This is a genomic window from Rhizobium sp. YJ-22 (genome assembly GCF_029601685.1).
In the GTDB taxonomy this organism is placed as follows: Bacteria; Pseudomonadota; Alphaproteobacteria; order Rhizobiales; family Rhizobiaceae; genus Metarhizobium.
The window spans coordinates 310,273-323,890 of record NZ_JARRIR010000001.1 but is presented as its reverse complement, the minus strand read 5'-3'; the positions used below and the strand labels follow the sequence as shown (position 1 = coordinate 323,890).

At 65.6% G+C, this 13,618-nt stretch carries 12 protein-coding genes; 5 read left to right on the top strand and 7 right to left on the bottom strand.

Going from position 1 to position 13,618, the window contains the following annotated elements; all coding sequences use genetic code 11:
- Nucleotides 1–99: 99 nt before the first annotated feature.
- Both P7F60_RS01545 and mutL read right to left on the bottom strand, forming a co-directional pair.
- On the bottom strand, nucleotides 100–333 hold the full coding sequence (locus tag P7F60_RS01545) for a DUF2093 domain-containing protein (protein ID WP_277915939.1): 234 nt from the start codon (nucleotides 331–333) through the stop codon (nucleotides 100–102).
- Nucleotides 334–398: 65 nt separating this feature from the next.
- On the bottom strand, nucleotides 399–2,207 hold the full coding sequence (gene mutL, locus P7F60_RS01540; RefSeq protein WP_277915938.1) for a DNA mismatch repair endonuclease MutL: 1,809 nt from the start codon (nucleotides 2,205–2,207) through the stop codon (nucleotides 399–401).
- Between the two features lie 292 nt (nucleotides 2,208–2,499).
- Between mutL and P7F60_RS01535 the strand changes: the two genes are divergently transcribed.
- Nucleotides 2,500–4,140, top strand: a complete 1,641-nt coding sequence (locus P7F60_RS01535; RefSeq protein WP_277915937.1) for a response regulator — start codon at nucleotides 2,500–2,502, stop codon at nucleotides 4,138–4,140.
- Between the two features lie 145 nt (nucleotides 4,141–4,285).
- The gene (locus P7F60_RS01530) at nucleotides 4,286–5,653 is read left to right on the top strand and encodes an EAL domain-containing protein (protein WP_277916491.1); all 1,368 of its coding nucleotides are present in this window, start codon (nucleotides 4,286–4,288) and stop codon (nucleotides 5,651–5,653) included.
- Between the two features lie 4 nt (nucleotides 5,654–5,657).
- On the opposite strand, the gene P7F60_RS01525 is transcribed toward P7F60_RS01530, so the two are convergent.
- On the bottom strand, nucleotides 5,658–6,593 hold the full coding sequence (locus tag P7F60_RS01525; protein WP_277915936.1) for a LysR substrate-binding domain-containing protein: 936 nt from the start codon (nucleotides 6,591–6,593) through the stop codon (nucleotides 5,658–5,660).
- A gap of 108 nt (nucleotides 6,594–6,701) precedes the next feature.
- On the opposite strand from P7F60_RS01525, the gene P7F60_RS01520 reads away from it, so the two are divergent.
- Nucleotides 6,702–8,255 carry a trimethylamine methyltransferase family protein gene (locus P7F60_RS01520; RefSeq protein WP_277915935.1) on the top strand — a complete coding sequence of 518 codons (1,554 nt, stop codon included), beginning with the start codon at nucleotides 6,702–6,704 and terminating at the stop codon, nucleotides 8,253–8,255.
- A gap of 75 nt (nucleotides 8,256–8,330) precedes the next feature.
- Here the strand turns inward: P7F60_RS01520 and P7F60_RS01515 are convergent, their stop codons facing one another.
- The 4 genes from P7F60_RS01515 to P7F60_RS01500 form a co-directional block, all read right to left on the bottom strand.
- Nucleotides 8,331–8,924: a PRC-barrel domain-containing protein gene (locus tag P7F60_RS01515; RefSeq protein WP_277915934.1), complete on the bottom strand. Its 594-nt coding sequence runs from the start codon at nucleotides 8,922–8,924 to the stop codon at nucleotides 8,331–8,333.
- 245 nt (nucleotides 8,925–9,169) lie between these two features.
- Nucleotides 9,170–10,057 (bottom strand): SMP-30/gluconolactonase/LRE family protein, encoded by an 888-nt coding sequence (locus P7F60_RS01510; protein WP_277915933.1) that lies wholly within the window; start codon nucleotides 10,055–10,057, stop codon nucleotides 9,170–9,172.
- A 2-nt stretch (nucleotides 10,058–10,059) separates the two neighbouring features.
- Nucleotides 10,060–10,692: a 2-dehydro-3-deoxy-6-phosphogalactonate aldolase gene (locus P7F60_RS01505; protein WP_277915932.1), complete on the bottom strand. Its 633-nt coding sequence runs from the start codon at nucleotides 10,690–10,692 to the stop codon at nucleotides 10,060–10,062.
- A gap of 106 nt (nucleotides 10,693–10,798) precedes the next feature.
- Nucleotides 10,799–11,713, bottom strand: coding sequence for a 2-dehydro-3-deoxygalactonokinase (locus tag P7F60_RS01500; protein WP_277915931.1), 915 nt, complete (start codon nucleotides 11,711–11,713; stop codon nucleotides 10,799–10,801).
- Between the two features lie 157 nt (nucleotides 11,714–11,870).
- Between P7F60_RS01500 and P7F60_RS01495 the strand changes: the two genes are divergently transcribed.
- Nucleotides 11,871–12,659 (top strand): IclR family transcriptional regulator, encoded by a 789-nt coding sequence (locus P7F60_RS01495; RefSeq protein WP_277915930.1) that lies wholly within the window; start codon nucleotides 11,871–11,873, stop codon nucleotides 12,657–12,659.
- 186 nt (nucleotides 12,660–12,845) lie between these two features.
- Nucleotides 12,846–13,574, top strand: a complete 729-nt coding sequence (locus P7F60_RS01490) for an autoinducer binding domain-containing protein (protein ID WP_277915929.1) — start codon at nucleotides 12,846–12,848, stop codon at nucleotides 13,572–13,574.
- Nucleotides 13,575–13,618 lie beyond the last annotated feature (44 nt).

Here is a 13,618-nt window from a genome sequence, read left to right as displayed (position 1 = left end):
GCGGTCGACTTGTCGCGCGCGGAAAGGGACTTGGCCCGTAAGTCCCGCGTACGGGGAGACGGTGGCCGGCAAACCGGATGAGGGGCTATCGCGGTTCGATCAATTCCGCTGCTGGATCGGCAAAGCCCCGGCGCGCTTGTCGGCCTCCAGCGAGGCGGATGCGTCGGCATAGGGCTCCTGCCGGGCCACACTCCAGTAGCGCAGCTCGTCGAGCGGGATGTGCCTGCCGGTCATCGCGCAGGTGACATAGTGGCCGGGCGACAGGATCTGGAAGTCGGCATCGAGATATTTGATCTTCGCTTCCGTATTGCCGAAGCCTTCGAAACGGTTCATGCGCACTCTCCTGCCGCGGATCATCGGATTGCCATACTCCGAGCGTCGCCCGATTTCCAGTTTTTTCAGCTCCGCCCGAACAGCCGTTCGATATCGGAAAGTTTCAGTTCGATATAGGTCGGCCGGCCGTGATTGCACTGGCCGGAGCCGGGCGTCGCTTCCATCTGCCGCAGAAGCGCGTTCATTTCCTCGACCCGAAGACGCCGGCCGGAGCGCACCGAGCCGTGGCAGGCCATGGTGGCGGCGACGTAGTCGAGCTTGGCGCCAAGTCCGGAGGCCGTGTCCCATTCGGCGATCTCGTCGGCGAGCTGGCGGATGAGGCCGGCTGCGTCCACCTCGCCGAGCATGGCCGGCGTCTCGCGCACGGCAATCGCGCCGGGGCCGAAACGTTCGATCGCCAGCCCAAGCCGGTCGAATTCTTGCGCATGGACCATCAGCCTGTCGCAATCCTCTTCCGGCAGGTCGACGATCTCGGGAATCAGCAGCGCCTGCGAGGCGAGCCGCTTGTCCTTCATGCCCTTGCGTAAGGCTTCGAACACCAGCCGCTCATGCGCGGCGTGCTGGTCGACGATAACAAGCCCGTCGCCGGTCTGGGCGACGATGTAGTTTTCATGGATCTGCGCCCGCGCCGCGCCAAGCCGATGGTCGGCGTCTGGAACGGGCGCTGCGGTCGTAACCGGCTCCTCCGCTCGCGCCGAAGGCTGCGAAAAGGCGGCAAAGGGCTGTTGTGCCGGTTCGCGCATCGTGCCGCCGGAAAAGCCCGTGTCGAGCGGGCGCGACGGCGAGCTTTGCGCCGACCAGGGCTGCGTCGGCGCGGGCCGCGCAAAACCGGAAAATCCGGGGCGGAAGGCGCGCATCATGCCGTCGGCGCCGGTGGTCGCCGCCCGGTCGCCATGGCGCGCCAGCGCCTCGCGGATCGCGCCGACGATCAAGCCGCGCACCAGCCCGGGATCGCGAAAGCGCACATCGGATTTCGCCGGATGCACGTTGACGTCGACCAAAGCCGGATCGACGGAGAGCGCCAGCACCGCAATCGGATAGCGCCCCTGCGGAATGGTTTCGGCATAGGCGCCGCGGATCGCCGAGAGGATCAGCTTGTCCTGCACCGGCCGTCCGTTGACGAAGGCATATTGATGGGCGGAATTGCCGCGATTGAAGGTCGGCACCCCGGCAAAGCCGGTCAAGCCCACATCCTCGCGCATCGCGTCGAGTTCGATGGCGTTGTCGCGGAATTCCTTGCCGAGCACCTGCGCCATGCGGGCGAGATGGTCGTCGCCGGTCGCGGGAAATTCCAGCGTCGTCCGGTCGGCGCCGGAGAGCACGAAACGCACCTTCGGGAAGGCGATGGCCATGCGCTTGACGATCTCGGTGATCGCCCCGGCCTCGGCCTTTTCGGTCTTTAAAAATTTTAGCCGCGCCGGGGTGGCGAAGAACAGGTCGCGCACCTCGACCACGGTGCCGGGATTGACGGCGGCCGGGCGCGGCGGCGTCAGCCGGCCGCCGTGGACGGAAATTTCCGCGCCTTCGGACGCGCCGGGCCGGCGGCTGAGGATGGTCAGCCGCGCCACCGAGCCGATGGACGGCAGCGCCTCGCCGCGAAAGCCGAGCGTGCGGATATCGGTGAGGCTTTCCTCGATCTTCGAGGTGCAGTGGCGCTTCACCGCCAGTTCGAGGTCGGCGGGACTCATGCCGGCGCCGTTGTCGGAAACGCGCAGCAGGCTCTTGCCGCCGCCGGCGGTGGCGATCTCGATGCGGGTCGCGCCGGCGTCGATGGCGTTTTCGATCAGCTCCTTGGCGGCGCTGGCCGGCCGCTCGATCACCTCGCCGGCGGCAATCTGGTTGATGACGGTTTCGGAAAGCTGTCTGATGGCCATGCCGGCGCTTCTAGCGCAAATCCCCGTCGATGGAAATGCGGCCGGCGGCTGGGTTGTGGATGCGCCGAGGATTTCGCGCCGCAGCCGAGTGATTTTAATCTCGCCTTAATTGAAGCATGGCAATTGTCGATGAGGCGGGAAGGCATCGTGCGGGGAACCGTGCCTGGCGCCGGCAGCGGCCATCGGCCGCTTCCCGCGCAATCGACAACCGCCGCCCGACGCGCCGCGTTTGCGCGTCTCTTGAGACGGAGCGTATTGTCCCGGCGCGGCGGAGAGTGGCGTGGAGAGTGGAATGAATGACGCAATGTCATTCGAGGCGGGGCTTCAAGGGCAATGGCTGGACGCGGCCGGCGATGCGCTGACGGCTGCCTTCATGCTCTTTGACGCCGATGACCGCATCCTCGCCGTCAGCCGGCAATTGCTGGTTTATTTTCCGGTCAGCCCGCATGTCGTGGTGCCTGGCGCGAGCTTGCATGATTTCCTCGGTGCTGCCTATGATGTCGGGCTGCGCTCGATCTTCGGTGGCGCGGCCCAGCGGGGTGCTGGCGCGCGCGCTGACTGGATCGCCGACCGGCTGGCGCTGTTCTGGCGCGAGCGCGGCGACGTCACCGAAAAGCAGGGCATGGACCGCTGGCTGCGGCTGGTGCGCCGCCGTCTGGCCGATGGCACCGGCCTGCTGGTGGTCACCGATCCCAGCGAGACCAAACGCCGCGAGGAACAGTGGCGCAACGACCTGGAACGGGTGCAACTCACCGAGGAGATCCTCGATTCGCTGCCCTATCCGCTGTTCGTCAAGGATCGCAGCCTCACCTATGTCGCGGTCAACAAGGCCTATTGTACGCTGCGTGGCATGACGCCGGAGGATCTGCTCGGCAAGTCGCTGTTCGATACGCTGCCGGCCGCACTCGCCGCCCGCTTCGATGCCGTCGACCGGCAGGTGATGAATTCCGGCCTCGCCGCCACCGTCAGCGAAAAGCTGGTCCATCCGGACGGCCGCGAGATGACGGTGCCGACCCGCAAGTGGCGGCTCGGCCGGCCGGGGCATTACTTCCTGGTCAGCACGGTCGCCGACCCCTCGGATTTCGACACCCATGGCGATGCCGTCATCGTGCCCGATACCGCGCTCGCCGTGACTGAAGCGATACCGGAAACGGCGACCGAAACCTGGTTCCCGGATCGCCTGCTCGGCGGGCGGGTACTGGTGGCCAGCGCCGATGCGGCGCTGGCGGCTACCGCCCTGCCGGCCTTGAAGCGGCTCGGCATCGATGCGTGCGTGGTGCGCGATGAGACCGAGCTTGCCGCCTTCCTCGAAGCCGCCGCGACCGCTGGTGTCTGCGTCGATCTCGTCGCCATCGACCGGCGGCTGGGGCCACGTGCCCTCGATATCGCCCGGCGGCGCGGCCATGAGGCGGTCGGTCTGGAGGAAACGCAGTTCGCCGAGCGGCTCGGCTATCTCGCCTTGCGCCATTTCAACCGCCGTGAACCGTTGACGAGCCTGCCGGCCGCGCAGGATCGTCCGCCCGAGGCGGCGCCGGCCTCGGGCATCGACGTGTTGGTTGCTGAAGACAACGACATCAACCGCATCGTCTTCTCGCAGATCCTCGATAGCCTCGGCTATAGCTATGTGGTGGCGACCGACGGCGCCGAGGCGGTGGATTTCTGGGCGCTGCATCGCCCCGCCATCGTGCTGATGGACACGACCCTGCCGGGCATGAACGGTTGCGAGGCCACTCGCGCCATCCGCACCCAGGAGGCCGCGACCGGCACCCGCACGCCGATCGTCGGCGTGCTCGCCCAGGCCTTCGATCTCGACCGCCAGCGCTGCCTGGAAGCCGGTATGGACGACACGCTTCTCAAGCCGATCAGCCCCGATGTGCTCGAAGCCGTGTTCCAGCGGCATATCCCGCAGCGGGCGCTCGCCTCCATCGCCTGATCGATAAAGCGCCGAAAAACGTGTCAACTCCCAAAATTGAGGGATATGGGCAGGCCCGCGACAGGGTGGGGCTCTAAGGTACTTCTTAATATTCCTCGATCATTCTTCCCAGGTGGAGGAAGCAACAGGAAGTGCCGAAGTGCCCATGAGAGCCGTCGAGACTGGCCTGCCGCAGGTCAGCCAGAACGAATTGCAGGCGATGGCCTACACCGACCCGCTGACCGGGCTCGGCAATCGCTACCGGATGCGCGACAAGGTGCGGCTGCTGGCCGCCGAACGTGCCGAGGATCCGGCGCCCTTCGCGATCGGAATCGTCAATCTCGACGGGTTCAAGCCGATCAACGACCTGTTCGGCGCCGATGCCGGCGATGAGATTCTCTGCCAGGTGGCGCATCGGTTGAAGGCCTGCGTGCCGGAAGGCGCCTACGTCACCCGCCACGACGGCGACGAATTCGCTTTCGTTCTGCCGCTGGTCTTCGAGCGCTCCGGCGCCGAGCGCCTCGGCCAGACCATCCGCGACGTGCTCTCGGCCCCTTACGATCTCGGCGATCGCAACGTCCGTCTCTCCGCATCCTTCGGTTTCGCCATCTACCCCTTCGCCGGCGATCGGTTCGAGGATCTGGTCAAGAGCGCCGAGACGGCGCTCTACCGTTCCAAAAGACGCGGCCGCGGCCAGATCACCGTCTATTCGCGCGAGATCGCCGAGGAGATGAAGCGGGCGACGCAGCTCGAACAGGCGTTGCGCAACGCCATCATCAACGACCAGGTCGAGGTCTATTTCCAGCCGATCGTCAACCTGCAGAACGATACGGTGCTGGGTTTCGAGGCGCTGGCGCGCTGGAACGATCCCGATCTCGGCTTCGTCTCGCCCGCCGTCTTCGTGCCGCTGGCTGAGGAGCGCGGCTTCATCGACGCTTTGTCGGAGGCGTTGCTGCGCAAGGCGGCGGAGGCGGCCCTTTCCTGGCCGCGCGACCTGTTCTTGTCCTTCAACCTGTCGTCTGCCCAGCTCATGGATCCGGCAACGGCCAACAACGTCTTGTCGATCGTCAATCTCGTCGGGCTCGACCCCAAGCGGCTGGAGCTGGAAATCACTGAGACCGCGGTGATGGGCTGCGCCGACACCGCCCAGCGCATCATTGCCGAACTGCGCCAGGCCGGCGTCCACATCGCGCTCGACGATTTCGGCACCGGCCAGTCCAGCCTCGGGCGCCTGCGCGATTTCACCTTCGACAAGGTCAAGGTCGATCGCGCCTTCGTCTCGCGCATCGCCACGGATCGCACCAGCGAGGAGATCGTCAAGGCGATCATCTCGATGTGCGACGGGCTGGGGCTGGAGGTGGTGGCCGAGGGCATCGAGACCATGCGGGAGGCGACGAAGCTGAAGCAGCTCGGCTGCGGCATGGGCCAGGGCTATTTCTACGGCAAGCCGGCCGATGCCGCCGCCACCGTCGTCTGCGCCCGCCGTTTCTACCAGGATACCGGCGCCGACCTGGCGATGCGCGCCGCGCTCTGACGCATCAAGGCGCGGCGGTGGCGTCGTCGCGATCCCTTTGCCCTTCCTGCAGCAGCCAGTCGCGCACCCGCGCCGCATGGGCGTTCAGCTCGCGCCCGCGCGGCCAGACGACGTAGAACGCCTTGCCCGTATCCAGCAGGTGATTGCCCACCGGCACCAGCGCGCCGGAGCGGATCTGCAGGCCGGTCAGGTGCTTCCAGCTCAGCGCGATGCCATCGCCGGCCAGCACCGCCTGGATGACCAGCACGTAGTCATTGATCGCCAGCCGGCGCCCGTGCGGTGCATAGGCGACGCCGGCGCTGGCGAACCAGTCCGGCCAGTCGCAGGCGACGCGCACCGGCTCCTCCAGCCAGATCAGCCGGTGGCGGGCGACCTCCTCGGGCGTCGATGGAAAGCCATGCGCCTCGATGAAGGCGGGGCTGGCGACCGCGCCGATGATTTCCGGCGATAGCAGCGCCGCATGATAGCGCGGCCAGTCGGCGGGGTCGCCGCCGCGAATGCCGAGCGGAATCTGCTCCTCCTCCAGCTCGAGATCGCGCACGCCCGTCTGGATGCGCAGATCCACTTCCGGCAGGTCGGCGCGCATTCGCGCCAGTCGCGGCAGCATCCACATCGAGGCAAATGCGGTGGATGCGGCGAGCGTCACATTGACCTCGCGGCCCTTGGCGCGAATGTCCTCGGCCGATTTCTGGATGCGGGCAAGACCGGCCGAGACGTCGGCATGGAAGCGTTCGCCGACCTCGGTCAGTTCCACCGAGCGATGCAGGCGGTGGAACAGCGGCACGCCGAGCTGCGCCTCCAGCCCGCGCACCGCATAGGACACCGCCGCCTGACTCATGCCCAGCTCTTGGGCCGCGCGGGTGAAATTCTCGTGCCGCCCGGCCGCCTCGAAGACGATCAGGCTGGTGGCGGACGGCAGCAGGCGGCGGAAACTCGACATGACGGGAAAGGCTCTGCGATAAGATGAGCTTATATCATTCCTCGAATTTTTGCGGCGTCACAAGGGATTGTTTTATCCCTAGCATGAGCGGAAATGGAGGAACACGACATGGCCGCGGCATTGGGCGCTGAAATCGAAACACCCCGCAAGGCAAGAGGCGGGCGCAGCGGCCGCCGCGAAGGCACGGCCAAGCCGCTTGGGGTGCCCTATATCGTGCGCGGCATTCCGACCTATGACATTCTCTCCGAGGAAAACCTGCTCAAGATCGAGCGCACCGCCGATCGCATTCTCGCCGAAGTCGGCATCGCATTCCGCGACGACCCCATCGTCCTCGATTACTGGAAGCGCGCCGGCGCCAGGGTCGATGGCGAACTGGTCCGCTTCGAGCCCGGAATGCTGCGGGAAATCGTGTCCTCGGCGCCGGCCGAATTCACCCAACATGCCCGCAATCCCGCCAACAACGTGCAGATCGGCGGCAACAACGTCGTTTTCTCTCCGGCCTACGGCTCGCCCTTCGTCATGGATCTGGACAAGGGCCGGCGCTACGGCACGATCGAGGATTTCCGCAACTTCATCAAGCTGGCCCAGGCCAGCCCCTGGCTGCACCATTCCGGCGGCACGATCTGCGAGCCGGTGGATATCCCGGTCAACAAGCGCCATCTGCATATGGTCTACAGCCATATCAAATATTCCGACCGCGCCTTCATGGGCTCGATCACGGCGGAGGAGCGCGCCGAGGATTCCATCGCCATGGCGCGTATCCTGTTCGGCGCGGATTTCGTCGACAGGAATTGCGTCATCCTCGGCAATGTCAACGTCAATTCGCCGCTCGTCTGGGACGGCACGATGACGAAATCGCTTCGCGCCTATGCGCGCGCCAACCAAGCGGCGGTCGTCGTGCCTTTCATCCTTGGCGGCGCCATGGGGCCGGTCACCAATGCCGGGGCGATTGCCCAGTCCTATGCCGAAACGCTGGCCGGCTGCGCGCTGACGCAGCTGGAGCGCAAGGGCGCGCCTGTTATCTTCGGCAATTTCCTGTCCTCCATGTCGCTGCGCTCGGGCTCGCCGACCTTCGGCACGCCGGAGCCGGCCATCGGCTCGATGGTCGTCGGCCAGCTCGCCCGGCGGCTGAAGCTGCCGCTGCGCTGCGCCGGCAATTTCTCCAATTCCAAGCTGCCGGACGGACAGGCGATGCAGGAAGGGCTGATGTCCATGCTCTCGGCCGTGCATTGCGGCGCCAACTTCATCCTGCATTCGGCCGGCTTCCTCGACGGCCTGCTTGCCATGTCCTACGAGAAATTCGTCATGGATGCCGATCTCTGCGGGGCGCTGCATTCCTATCTCGCCGGCGTGACCGTCGACGACAATACGCTGGCGATGGATGCCTTCCTGCAGGTCGGCCCCGGCAGCCATTTCCTCGGCTGCGATCATACGATGCGCAACTACACCACCGCCTTCTGGGATTCGACGCTTTCGGATAACGAACCCTTCGAGAAATGGAGCGAGGAGGGCGGCTCGACGGATATGGCGACCCGCGCCAACCGCCAATGGAAGAAAACGCTCGCCGAATACGAAGCGCCGCCGCTCGACGTCGCCACCGACGAGGCGCTGCAGGATTTCATCGCACGCAAAACGCAAGGCGTCGCCGACGCCTGGTATTGAACGAAAGAAGGCGACACGCGCGTGCCGCCTTCTCTACGGAATGGATCAACCATCCCTCGTTCCGGACATCCTGCCTTACTGGGCCGGCTGGGCCGGAGCCGGAGCCGGGGTGACCGGTTCGGCGGGGGTCGTCGACGAGGTCGTCGTGTTGTCCATCGGGGTCATGCCGACGCCGGAATTGGCATTGTTGCGCTCGGCGCTCTGCATGGCGAGCGTCTTGAATTCCGGCGCGGCCTTCAGGGATTCGGCCGTTTCGGTGGTCGTCAGCTTCATGTCGGACCCTTCGGGGTTCTGCGATACGGCGATGTTTTCCATCGGTACGGCGACATTCTTTTCGCCGATGCCCAGGAAGCCGCCCACGCCGACGATGGCTGCGACGATACCGCCATCCTTCTTCATGATCAGGTCGTTGATGCTGCCGACATTGTCGTTATTGGCGTTATAGAGCTTCTGACCGATATAGGTGTTGGCGCTGATCTGGTCAGGGGCCTGCTGGGTCAGATAGCCGGCGCCGGAAGCCGTGGTGGTCGCAGGCATGGTCGTGCTGTCCTCCATCGTCGCCGTCGGCGCCTTGGGGGCGTTCGGATCGCTGGCGGTCTGCGCAAAGGTGGTCGTCGCGCCAAAAAGAAGAGCACCGGCGGCCGCTGTGGTGAGGAGTTTCTTGATCATGGGAATCTACCTTTCAGGTCATCGGTTTTCATTCTGGCACGCAAGCGATCGCTAAATCTGCTGGTCGTTTCCGCGCCGGTTCGAATGAGAAACCGGATGGGTGAAGGTTTGGTTCCGAGATGAATTTCCGAAAAATTTGCGGAACTTTTTATCCGTTTCGCGGTTGGAAGGTGCCGTTTCCCAATCCCGGCAGCCCGCATTTCTCGCCGCGCGCCAGCATGTGCTTTCGACGCGCGGCGGTTTTCTCAGAGGCGAAACAGCGGATCGGCGACGCCCTTGACGGCAATGCCGAGCTCGAAGGTGAAGCCCGCCTGCGGATCGGCGGCGCGCATCGCCTCGTCCATGCCCTGCCAGGCGGAGGTGACCAGCAGCCGGTCGAGCTTGGCGCCGATGAAGGCCGGGCAGGTCGTCTGCCGCGCCGGCAACGCGTGGCGGGCGACGAGCCTTCCGTCCGGCGCATAGCGCTCGATGGCGCCGCCGCCCCAGCGCGCGTTCCAGACATGGCCCTCGGCATCGCAGACCGAGCCGTCGAAATCCGCGCTGCCGCCGGCGGCGTCGACGAAGGGCTGCGGCGCGCCCGCCGGCAGGCCGGTTTTCGGGTCGAGCGCCACGCGCATCATCACATTGACCTTGCTGTCGACGAAATAGCCGGTTGCGCCATCCGGCGAGAAGCAGATGGAATTGGGAATGCTGACCTTGTCGTAAAGCCGCGTCACCGCCGTTCCCGCGACGTGATAGATCGCCCCGGCGCCGGTCTCGGCCGAACGGCCCATCGTGCCGATCCACAGCGCGCCCGACGGATGCACCCGCCCGTCATTGGAGCGGTTGCCGGGCTTGCCGTCCTCCAGCACGACGTAGCGCGTCAGCGCCCCGCTCGTCATATCGCGTAAAAACAGGCCGGCATCGCTGGCGATCAGCTGCCGCGTCCCGTCGATCCTGGCGAGCACGCTGCCCATGAAGGGCAGGGCGTGCACGCGTTTGACGCCCGAGCCGAGATGCAACTCGTGCAATTCCTTGCCGACGATGTTGAACCACCAGGCGGTGTCGGTGGCGGCGTCATAGGCGGGGCCTTCGCCGAGCGTCAGCGCGGCGTCGCAGAGGATGCGGCCGGCGAATTCCGAAGTCTCCACCATGCTCAGCTCCCGATGGCGGCGTCATAGGCCGCAAGCGTCAGTCTGGCGCGCTCGGAGACCTCGGCCGCGCTCATGCCGGGCTTGTAAAGCGAGGTGCCGAGGCCGAAGGCGAGGATGCCGGCAGTCGTGTAATCGCGGAAATTCCGGTCCGACACGCCGCCGACGGCCGCAATCAGCAGGCCGGTCGGCAGGATGGCGCGGATGGCGGTGATGCCGGAAGCGCCGAGCGCGCTGGCAGGGAAGAATTTCAGGCCCGTCGCCCCGGCCCTGGCGGCGAGCAGCGCCTCGGTGGCGGTGAATACGCCCGGCATGGTCACCATGCCGCGGGCGGAGGCTTCGGTGATCACGTCCGTATCGACATTCGGGCTGACCATCAGCCGGCCGCCCGCATCGTCGAGCCGAGCGACGTCCTCGACGGTCAGCACCGTGCCGGCGCCGATCAGGCAGTTCTTCGGCGCGATCCGCGCCGCCGTCTCGATGGAGCGGAAGGGGTCGGGCGAATTCAGCGGGATCTCGATGGCCGTGAGGCCGGCCTCGATCAGCGCGCCGACCACCGGCTCTGCCTCCTCCGGCTTCAGGCCGCGCAGGATGGCGATCAGCGGATACTTCATCTCAGGGAAGGGGATGCGGGTCATGGGCGTTTTCCTAAGAGCATTTCCAGGAAAAGTGTGAAGCGGTTTTCCGTCCGGAAATGCGTTGAAAGAACAGATGGAGCTTTTTCGCGTTTGAGGCGTAAAGGCTCTATCGGGTCAGGGGCCAGATCGAGACGGCGGCGGCATGCAGGCCGCGCCGCACCGCCTCGTCGGCATCGATGGTGGTGCAGGCGATCGACAGCGTCGCGAAAGCGGCCTCGTAGAGCGTCTGCAGCCGCCCGGAGGCGACGAGGCGCACGACGACGCCCTCGTCATCCTGCTCCAGCGCGCCGGCGATCTCCAGCCCGATCAGGTGGCCGGAGATCTGCGCCCGCGCCGCGTCGGCCGGCAGGCCATGCAGCAATTGTCCGGCGCGGGCGCGAAACAGGAGGTTGCTGATATCGGCCGGCTTTTCCCACGCCTCCAGCACCGCCGCGCCGAACCTGTTGTCGTCGAAACCGTCGGAGACGACGGCATGCGACAGGATCGAATGGCGGGTGACGACGTCGAACAGTTCGCCGGTCATGTAGGTGGAAAAGCCTTGCACGGTATCGCCATCGACCTCGACCCATTTCGAATGGGTGCCGGGCATGCAGACCCTGTGGGCACCCTCGCCGAAGGCGGTCAGCGCCCCCAGGAGCTGGGTTTCCTCGCCGCGCATGACATCGGGCGCTTGTGTGCGGCGCTGGGCGAGGCCCGGCAGGATGCGCACCTCGCGCGTCTGGCCGGGAACCGACACCGCCCCGGTGAGGATGGCATCGAGCGGCGCAGGCAGGTCGACATAACCCGCCTCGACCCAGCCCTGGCGGGCGCCGGCCATGCCGCAGACCAGCACCGGCAGCCCGGCCGGCGCGGCGATCGCGGCAAGATGGCCGTCGAGGATGGCGCCAAAACCGCTGGCGGCGGCCACCGTCATGCCTTCGCCGCTGCGGCGCTCGGCCAGGACATCGCCATGGCGATCGAGCATCCATAGCCGGAAGCTGCTGGTGCCCCAGTCCACGGCGATATAGGCGGGATTGCTCATGCGACGCCTCCACGGATGGCCATTGTTCCAATATTTGGAACTTGATTTGACTATATGGAATTATCGGTATAGACTTGGCGAAGTCAAGCAAAAGCAATTCCGGCAGAACCGTGCAGTGGTTTGCGCCTGGAATTGCGCAGGTAAGGACACGGGCATCATGGTCGACGACGGCGCGGCGACGGGAACGCTCGGCAAGGCGATCGCCACGCTATCGCTGGTTTGCGAGGCGGAGGCGCCGCTGCGCTTCACCGATATCCTCGAACGCTCCGGCCAGCCGCGCGGCACGCTGCACCGGCAATTGACGCATCTGGTCGCCGAAGGCCTGCTCGACATCGGGCGGGACCAGCTTTATGCGCCGGGGTTGCGGCTGTTGAGCCTTGCCGCCTCGGCCTGGTCGCGCAACGAGATGCGGCGGCTGGCCGAGCCGCATCTGCAGGCCCTGAACGCGCTGACCGGCGAGACCGTTCACCTGGGCGTGCTGCGCGGCTCCGAGATCGTCTACCTCGACAAGGTCGAAGGAAGGCAGGCGATCCGCATGTATTCGCAGATCGGCCGCGCCTCGCCGGTCTATTGCACCGGCATCGGCAAGGTGGCGTTGTCGGTTCTGGCAGCGCAGGCGCGCGCCGTGCTGCTGGAACGCCTCGACCTGCGGCGGTTTACGCAAAACACCCATACCGATCTCGCCGCGCTGGTGCGGGAGATCGAGGAGATTGCGCAAAATGGATACGGTTTCGACCGTGAGGAACATGAAGACGGCATTCACTGCGTGGCTGCGCCCATCGTCTCGCTGGATGCCTCTCTTGCCGGCGGGGTGTCCGTCACCGCGCCGTCTTTTCGTGTCGCCATGGCGCAGATGGCCGATTGGGCGCCGGCCGTGCGCGATGCCGGACGCGCCGTCAGCCGTGACATTGCCGTGCGGATGAGCCCGCGACCCGCATGGGGCTGATCGGCAAACCTCTCAGCGCCTGAACCAAAAATGGATAGGCGCGGCGATTTGTTAAGACTTGAAATAATAGAGTCGCCTTAGCAAAATCGCAGAGATTCGCTCTGGGGGGAGTGAGGTTCGTCAGGAGAAGCAGCCGGTGCGCCGGCAGGGATTCGCCGGACCATTTATCGAGATATGATGGTGGATATGGAAGATACGCCGCCGCGTAAGGGGGCTCGCTTTTTGCAGGAAATCGCCGGCCTGAAGACGCAGTTCGATATGCTGCGCTTCATGCGCCGGCTGGCCGAATCCTTCGGCGCCCGCGCTTTCATGGTGCTGAACCTGCCGTCGAAGACCTCGCTGGAACTCTCGGCCAATTCGGTGATCACCAATTGGCCGGTGGAATTGCTGACGCTCTACGATCGCGAGGGCATGCTGGCGGGCAGCCCGCTGCTGCGGCAGATGCGCAAGAGCACCGTGCCGTTTTCCTATGACCTCACGGCCGGCGACATGCGCCGTTCGGATGCCGCGGCGGATATCGTCATCGGCCTGTTCGAGCGCTTCAACATGCCGCGCGGCGCCTATTTCCCGACCCACGACGCGTCCGGCCTGCGCGGTGCGGTTTCGTTTTCCGGCGACCGGGCAACGTTCAGCATCGACGAGATGATGACGCTCGCCTTCCTCTCGACCTGCATCTACGACCGGTTGGCGGAGCTGCGCAGCCTCGATGCCGACGCCTCCTCGGCGCTCACCGACCGTGAGATCGATTGTCTCAACTGGACGGCCGCCGGCAAGACCAGCGTCGAGATCGCCGAGATCCTCAAGCTTTCCGAACACACGGTCAACCATTACCTCAATCGCGCGACCAAGAAGCTCGACACCGTCAATCGCACCCAGGCGGTCGCCAAGGCGTTGCGGATCGGCATTATCAAATAGTTGTTTCGGGTCATCGATCTGCCCGGCGATTGTGCATTGCACAT